The sequence below is a fragment of the Carboxylicivirga sp. genome (assembly GCF_982718395.1).
This window is the reverse complement of sequence record NZ_CEXQWX010000239.1, coordinates 1-6,505: the sequence shown is the minus strand read 5'-3', so window position 1 is coordinate 6,505 and position 6,505 is coordinate 1. Positions and strand designations below refer to the sequence as shown.

Genomic DNA, 6,505 nt, shown 5'->3' with positions numbered 1-6,505 from the left:
AGTTGTGTTTTCGATATACACGTTACAGAAGGGAAGAGGCTCTCCTTTTTCATCTGTAATTTTTCCTTTAATAGTTATCTTTTCCTCATCAGACTGAGAGGTTTGATGTGCCGGATTGTTTTTAATGACAATGTGTTTGTCATAAATCTTATAGGAAAAAGTTGTTGTTTTAAGCAGCTCATCCATAACTTTTTCGATGTCAGCATTGGTTAATTCAACATCGATTATTAAGGCATCATCTACCTTACTCTGATCATACGCAATAATGTAAGAATATTTGTTTTCGAGCTGCTTAAATGCCTGGTACAGACTTATGTTTTTGGCATTTATGTTAATCTTTTCTCCCTTCGTTTCCGCCCACACATGACCCGTTGAAAAGAGCATAAGAAGCAAGTAGACGAACCATTTACCGGTTCGAATTTTTTTCTTAAATTTGAACATAGATTTTTATTTAAAATTAAAGTCGGAATCACTGAGTCAGGTCTCAATTGCTCAGTGATTCTTTTATTACATATTTGTTGTTGTTTTGATTTATAGTGAGATTACAACTTTCCTTTAAGATCTTAAGATTTTGTTCCAGTGATTTATTTTTGATGATACCCCCTGCGATTAACTTTTCCTTTAACTCTGTTGTCTCAAACTCGAAACTAACACCATATAATTGTTCGAAGCTGTTTATAACACGATCTAAACGCATGTTGTAAAATCGAATCACAGGTTTGGTCCAGGATGTATAATAAGAGCTTTCAACCGACTTAAGTTTAAAACCATTATTAATTACAACCTGCTGATCGGGCTTAAGAATACACTCATTCTGATTATCACTCACCTTCACTTTTCCTTCGGCAAGGGTTACCTCTGTATATCCTTCTGAACTGTAATTTCTAATATTAAACTTCGTGCCCAGTACGGTAATGTTTTCCTTATTGGAGGTGTGAATCACAAATGGAATCTCACTTTTTGCAATTTCACAATACACTTCACCTTCAATAAAAATTTCGCGTTTTTTTGATGAGAAACGAACAGGATATTTTATCTGGCTGTTACTGTTTATATAAATCAGGGAACCATCTGATAATGTGATGTTATATTGATTACAAGTTGTAGTTTTAACTATGTGATATTCACTTGTACCGACTTGGTTCTCATATTTCAGCTTGTTGTCTTTATCTTTTACAAGTTTAAAATTCTTCCCTTTAATTTCATTATTAACCAATTTATCAAGTTCATATGTCTCTTCGTTGGTAATAAGCTGGGCACTTCTTTTGATGATTGTTGAATCACTTTGTGCTAAAAGTTGTTCCTGATGAGTTGTTTCGCTTGTACTAAATATCCACCAACTACCGAGTAACACTATAACAATACTGGCAACCTTCAGTATGTTTAGTCCAATTCTTCGAGTAGGATTATGTGCTGGTTTTATGATTTTTTGATAAGCATCTGATTTGTTGATTTTCTTTAGTTCTCCTAGTAAAGCTCCGTTTTTAGCAATGGATTCCAACCATTCGTAATATGCCGGATCCTGAAAACGAAGAATATCCAACTCATCTTTTTCCTTATCGGATAAGCAATCTTTAATTTTCTTTATATACAGATCTATTAATCTGGAACGGTCCATTGATAATTATTTTCACCAAGGACAAAAAAAATACCCTTATAGGGTGACATGCACTAAAAAAAAAGTGAAAAATATAACGATCCTATGTTTTGACGAAGAATTTTATAGGCGCGTTTCATTTGTGTTTTAACAGTGTTTATACTGATATTGTTATTGTTAGCAACACTTTCGTAAGTATATTCTTCGAAGACAATTTTTTCAAAAATTTCTCTGCATTTTGGAGGCAGTAAGTACAGATTATCTTTTATTTCCTCAATCCGGGGATCAATGTCGTTGTTTTCAATATGTGAGTATGCTTCAGTTAATTCGACTGTTCTTTTTTGTTTCAGGAAGTTGAAGCACTCATTGCGGACGGCAAGTTTTAAATATCCTTGGAAATCACTAATGTATAGATAGCGTTTTTCGTTATAAATCTTAATAAATAAGTTCTGGATAATGTCTTCAACAGTGGCATAGTCACCGATAATTGAAATCCCTTTAACCGCCAGTTCATTGTAATAGTGATCGTATAACAGTTTGAATGCTTTATTAGCATTCCATGTGAAAGCCTGCTTTATTTTTTGATCAATTTTAGCCAATGATTCGGATGTGTTATGAGAGGTGGATGGAGACAAATGTAAATAAAAATATCACTGATTAACTAATTTAGTTTTAAATTTGCACTTTTTGTTAAAATTGTGTAACACTTAGTATTACATGCAGTAACTGTCAGTTATTACATGTAAATGATGTTAAAAAATGCTTTCAAAGCCCTATGGAACCTGGAAAAATTATTGCTAAGTATTATCGTCCTGATAGCCCTCTTTGGTATACTTTAACAGAGCATAGCAAGGCCGTTCGTGATAAGGCTTTGGATATTGTATCCAATCATCCGGAACTGGAAGCTGATGCTCAATTTGTTTCAGAGGCCGCCATGCTGCATGATATTGGGATTTATCTTACCGATGCCCCAGATCTGTATTGCTACGGTTCTTTACCGTATATCTGCCATGGTTACCTTGGATACGAACTACTCAAAAAAGAAGGTTATCCAAGGCATGCTTTGGTTTGTGAGCGACATACGGGTGCAGGTTTATCATTAGAGGATATTAGATCTCAAAACTTACCAATTCCCAAGCGTGAAATGATTCCTATTTCAATTGAAGAACAAATTGTTTGTTTTGCCGATAAATTTTACAGTAAAAGTCGCTCATTAACAAAGCCAAGAAGTGTTGATAAGATCATTAAATCGATGCGTAAACATGGTGAGCAAAATGTAAAACGTTTCGAGGAGTGGTGCGAAATATTTCTATAGGTTACCCTATAAACCGCATATTCTCCTGAATCCAATCACCAATAAACGGAATTTTGGTAAAGCGACCTTGTATAGCGCCAATTAGTCCGATCAACCAAAGTGCGAAAACACAAATCCATAAAATATTACCTATAAATCCTAAAGAAATTGCTGCCAGCGTTATTTTGGCAAGAGAAGCAACAAAGGATAGTATCATCAAACCAAATGATTGTCGTAAATGGAATAAACCTAGCTCACTTTTAGGATCTTCATTTTGTCGTAGTATTAATGCTATTACCCATCCTACAAGGGTGATATAGCTAACTGTTGCTATTAACCGACTTTGATCATTCATATTGGATTCATTTAATCGTATGATTCAAAAGTAACTAAACTTGTATTAACTTTTAAGATTTGAGTTGCAATAGTTAATTTTTTAACACATCTTTGCTTCCCTATGATGACAATGAGATACATACCAAATTATCCGACCAGTAGCGTCTGCTATATCTTCTAAGAAGGTCGACTCATTGTATTAATTCATTTCATTTTTTATTTATCAATTTTTAATTAAGGAGGAATTTACCATGATGACACTTGCTGTTTATCCGGAAATTGTGCGTATTCGCACCACATTGACTTATACGTCAAACACATTTTACCAATTATTTATCAATTCAAAATTCAGGTTTAGACAAAAATTAAAACATGATGACTAGACAAAATATCACTATATTATTGCAAAAGATTAACAAAATTAGCTTGAGTAATATTTGGAAAGACATAAAAGATGCCCTTGCAGGAAGCTCACAGGATTACACTAAGATCCCATTAAGCAAAGCTGTGTTTCTATTGGCCATTCCCATGGTATTAGAAATGGTAATGGAGTCAGTATTTGCCGTAGTGGATATCTATTTTGTGAATAAATTAGGTGCTGATGCAGTGGCAACAGTAGGTATTACTGAAAGTGTATTAACCATTATTTATGCTATTGCTTTTGGATTAAGTATGGCTACTACAGCTTTGGTTTCTAGACGCATAGGTGAGAAAAATCAAAAAGAAGCTTCAAAGGAAGGCTTACAAGCCATTATAGCTGGGTTGGCCATATCAATTATGATTGCTATACCGGGTGTAATATTTGCCAAAGACTTGTTGAAGTTAATGGGGGCTTCATCCACTATTGTTGATGATTTATCGACTTATACCTCTATCATGTTTGGAGGTAATCTTGTAATCATGTTGCTATTCATTAATAATGCGATATTCCGTGGGGCTGGTGATGCAGCTATCGCCATGCGCGTTCTGTGGATTGCTAATGGATTAAATATGGTTCTTGATCCTTTACTGATTTTTGGTATCGGACCTTTCCCTGAGCTTGGAATTGCCGGAGCAGCAATTGCAACGAATATTGGAAGAGGCGTAGCCGTGGCATACCAATTATATGTTTTGTGGGGTGGAAAAAGTCGTATAAGTATGTCAGGTTTAAAGATACATGCTGAGTGGAAACGTATTCGTCACTTATTAAAGATTTCACTTGGCGGTATAGCACAGTCACTGATTGCCACATCAAGTTGGATATTCTTAGTTCGTATTATATCTAATTTTGGTAGTGAGGTGCTTGCCGGTTATACTATTGGAATACGAATAATTTTGTTCTCACTTCTGCCATCATGGGGCTTAAGTAATGCCGCTGCAACATTAGTGGGACAAAATTTAGGAGCGCGTCAACCTCAACGAGCAGAGAAAGCAGTTTGGGGAGTGGCACGTATTAACTTGATCTTTTTAGGAGGATTAAGCATTCTCTTTATTTTTTATCCAGATTGGTTTGTAAATCTGTTTACAAATGATGAGGCTGTTGTAGACGCGGCAGTTAAGTGCTTAAGAATAGTAGCATATGGTTTTGGTTTTTATGGTATAGGCATGGTGATGACACAGGCTTTTAACGGAGCTGGAGATACAAGAACACCAACGCGGATAAATATTGTGGCGTTTTGGATGATTGAAATTCCATTAGCTTATTTATTAGCGATGAAAATTGGTATGCAAGAACAGGGTGTTTTTTATGCTATTATCATTGCAGAGACTTGTATGACTTTATTGGCTGCGTATTTGTTTAAAAAAGGACGCTGGAAAAAAGAAGCTATTTAAACTTAATAGGACGTTTGGTTATACTGCCAAATGTCCTGTTATTTTTCATCTGAGTTTTATAGTTTTGAACAGTTTACAATCTTTTAAATCCAAATTCAATCACATGAAGAGATATCTTTTTCTGTTGTTAATTCCTATGATCATGACATCTTGTTTCGAGAATAACAACAACACATCCAATGACAAAGAAGTGGCAAATATTAATGAAGCTTCAATTAATGCAACCACCTCAAGTTTAATAAAGATGCATCCTGATGCAGATGTTGAGTTAATAAAGCGAGGTGTTAATCATGCCGGATCGTTATGGCGTAATGTAGATGGTTCCGAATCTGAATTTCAAGCTTTTTGCGAAAAGTCATTTATTGCTGATGAAGCTCAAAAAGAGCTGATGTTTGATAAGGTAAGTCGTAATCTTGAAATTCTTTATGGACATTTTAATAAAATCAGTCTTGATCTGCAGCGCCCACTGCATGAACCAATGGGAGAAATTATCGAGGTAGATAAAGCTTTTGGTGGTTTTAGTGCTGGAGCGCACCTGATCGAAGATCTATATCGCAATAAACTGGCCTTTAATATTGCGTTGAACTTTCCTTACTATTCATTATCGGAAAAAGAGCAAAATGCAAACATATGGACGCGTAAAAAATGGGCTTATGCTCGAATGGGTGACGTCTTTACAGCTCGTATTCCGGCTGAGATTCTTCAGAATGTTTCAGAGGTGAGTTCTGCTTCCGAAATGTATATTGCTAATTACAATATATATATGGGCAAATTGGTGGATGACAAAATGCAAACTTACTTCCCCGAAGATATGGTGTTGTTATCCCACTGGAATCTGCGTGATGAAATTAAATCACATTACAGTAAAGGTGATGAAGGTGTAGAGTTGCAGGGAATGGTATATGAAGTAATGAAGCGAATTATTAACCAGACGATACCACACGATGTAATTAACAGTGGCGATTATCAATGGAACCCTACTACAAATGATGTATATAAAGAGGGACAAAAAGTTGAATTGGCAAGCGAAGACAATGGGCGCTATCAACAAATTATAAATAATTTCCATGCAATGAGAGAGATGGATGCATATTCACCTTTAAACACTGCCGTTAAGCGTGCCTTTGAAGGAGGAATGGAAATTACCCAGGCTGATGCAGAAAAGTTGTTTGTTGAATTTATGTCGTCTGAAGAGTTAAAATTAGTTGGTGAATTAATCAGGCAACGCCTTGGTCGCGACCTAAAGCCTTGGGATATCTGGTATGATGGTTTTAAAGCCAGGAGTTCAATTGAAGAAGAAGCACTAAATAAAATTACACGTTCGAGGTATCCTAATGCAAAAGCTTTAGATGATGATTTAGCTAACCTGTTGCTAAAATTGGGATTCACAAAAGAAAAAGCTGAGTTTTTAGCTGAACGTATTGATGTTGATCCTGCACGGGGTTCAGGCCATGCATGGGGTGCTT

At 35.5% G+C, this 6,505-nt stretch carries 7 protein-coding genes; 3 read left to right on the top strand and 4 right to left on the bottom strand.

Features of this window, described 5'->3' with window-relative positions; genetic code table 11:
• From AC4MRQ_RS24195 to AC4MRQ_RS24185, 3 genes are all read right to left on the bottom strand, one after another.
• Positions 1 to 441 (bottom strand): STN domain-containing protein (locus AC4MRQ_RS24195; protein ID WP_491200305.1); only part of this gene is annotated, 441 nt, incomplete at its 3' end.
• Between the two features lie 43 nt (positions 442 to 484).
• Positions 485 to 1,618 (bottom strand): FecR family protein, encoded by a 1,134-nt coding sequence (locus tag AC4MRQ_RS24190; protein ID WP_491200304.1) that lies wholly within the window; start codon positions 1,616 to 1,618, stop codon positions 485 to 487.
• Positions 1,619 to 1,671: 53 nt separating this feature from the next.
• A complete protein-coding gene (locus tag AC4MRQ_RS24185; protein WP_491200303.1) occupies positions 1,672 to 2,196 on the bottom strand; it encodes an RNA polymerase sigma factor in 525 nt (174 codons plus the stop codon).
• A gap of 176 nt (positions 2,197 to 2,372) precedes the next feature.
• Between AC4MRQ_RS24185 and AC4MRQ_RS24180 the strand changes: the two genes are divergently transcribed.
• The gene (locus tag AC4MRQ_RS24180; protein WP_491200302.1) at positions 2,373 to 2,912 is read left to right on the top strand and encodes an HD domain-containing protein; all 540 of its coding nucleotides are present in this window, start codon (positions 2,373 to 2,375) and stop codon (positions 2,910 to 2,912) included.
• A 1-nt stretch (position 2,913) separates the two neighbouring features.
• On the opposite strand, the gene AC4MRQ_RS24175 is transcribed toward AC4MRQ_RS24180, so the two are convergent.
• A complete protein-coding gene (locus tag AC4MRQ_RS24175; protein ID WP_491200301.1) occupies positions 2,914 to 3,246 on the bottom strand; it encodes a hypothetical protein in 333 nt (110 codons plus the stop codon).
• A 353-nt stretch (positions 3,247 to 3,599) separates the two neighbouring features.
• Here AC4MRQ_RS24175 and AC4MRQ_RS24170 point away from each other — a divergent pair, with 353 nt between their 5' ends.
• Together AC4MRQ_RS24170 and AC4MRQ_RS24165 are read left to right on the top strand one after the other, a co-directional pair.
• Positions 3,600 to 5,039: an MATE family efflux transporter gene (locus AC4MRQ_RS24170; protein ID WP_491200300.1), complete on the top strand. Its 1,440-nt coding sequence runs from the start codon at positions 3,600 to 3,602 to the stop codon at positions 5,037 to 5,039.
• A gap of 103 nt (positions 5,040 to 5,142) precedes the next feature.
• Positions 5,143 to 6,505 (top strand): hypothetical protein (locus AC4MRQ_RS24165; RefSeq protein WP_491200299.1); only part of this gene is annotated, 1,363 nt, incomplete at its 3' end.